Below are 1286 nucleotides of genomic sequence, written 5' to 3'. Positions count from 1 at the left end.
GACACCTTGTTACCGGTACCGAGGAAGTTGCTCTGGCTGATCGAGCCACCGAGGATCAGGCCGGCGCTCTGGGCGAAACCGACGCTGGCGGTGATCGAGCCGGAAGCCTGCTCCTCGACGCTGTAGTTGACGTCGACCTGGTCGTCGGTGCCCGGCACCGGCGGGGTCTCGACGTTCACTTCCTTGAAGAAGCCCAGGCGTTCCAGACGGGTCTTGGACTGGTCGATCAGGTAGGTCGATGCCCAGCCGCCTTCCATCTGGCGCATTTCGCGACGCAGCACTTCGTCTTCGGTCTTGGTGTTGCCGCGGTAGTTGATGCGGTTGACGTAGGCACGCTTGCCCGGGTCGACCACGAACATGATGTCGACGGTGTGGTCTTCATCGTTCGGCTGCGGCACGCCGTTGACGTTGGCGAAGGTGTAGCCTTCGTTACCCAGGCGGCGGGTGATCAGCTCGGAAGTGCTGGTCATCACCTTGCGCGAGAACACCTGGCCTGGCTGCACCAGCAGCAGCGACTTGACCTGGTCTTCCGGCACTTTCAGGTCACCGGACAGCTTCACGTCGCGGACGGTGTACTTCTCGCCTTCGTTGATGTTGACGGTGATGTAGACGTGTTTCTTGTCCGGCGTGATGGACACCTGGGTGGAGGCGATGTCCATGTTGATGTAGCCGCGGTCCAGGTAGTAGGAACGCAGGCGCTCCAGGTCACCGGAGAGCTTTTCGCGGGCGTACTTGTCGTCGTTCTTGAAGAACGACAGCCAGTTGGTGGTCTTCAGCTCGAACAGCTGCGCCAGGGTCTCGTCGTCGAACACGTTGTTGCCAACGATGTTGATGTGCTGGATGGCGGCGACGGTGCCTTCGTTGATCTTGATCTTCAGCGCCACACGGTTGCGCGGCTGCGGCACCACCTCGGCGTCGACCTCGGCCGAGTAGCGGCCCTGGGCCACGTACTGGCGCTGCAGTTCGTTACGCACACCTTCGAGGGTGGCACGCTGGAAGATCTCGCCTTCGGCCAGGCCGGATTGCTTCAGGCCCTTCATCAGGTCTTCGGTGCTGATGGCCTTGTTGCCTTCGATCTCGATGCTCGACACCGACGGGCGCTCGACCACGTTGATGATCAGGACATTGCCATCGCGGTTCAGCTGGATGTCCTGGAAGAAGCCGGTCTTGAACAGGGAACGGGTCGACTCCACCAGTCGGCGGTCATCGGCCTGGTCGCCGACGTTCAGCGGCAAGGCACCGAAGACACTGCCGGCGGAAACCCGCTGCAGGCCGTTGACGCGGAT

Annotated in this window: 1 protein-coding gene; it reads right to left on the bottom strand. The window is 61.9% G+C overall.

The window, feature by feature from the left end:
• Window positions 1–1286: outer membrane protein assembly factor BamA (gene bamA / locus RYH74_RS26250; protein ID WP_085619580.1), on the bottom strand; the 1286-nt coding region annotated here is incomplete at both ends.

This window comes from Pseudomonas sp. LSJ-87 (genome assembly GCF_032971465.1).
GTDB classification, from domain to species: domain Bacteria; phylum Pseudomonadota; class Gammaproteobacteria; order Pseudomonadales; family Pseudomonadaceae; genus Aquipseudomonas; species Aquipseudomonas putida_Z.
Note: the sequence above shows the minus strand (reverse complement) of the source record. Positions and strands in the feature narration are given on the sequence as shown.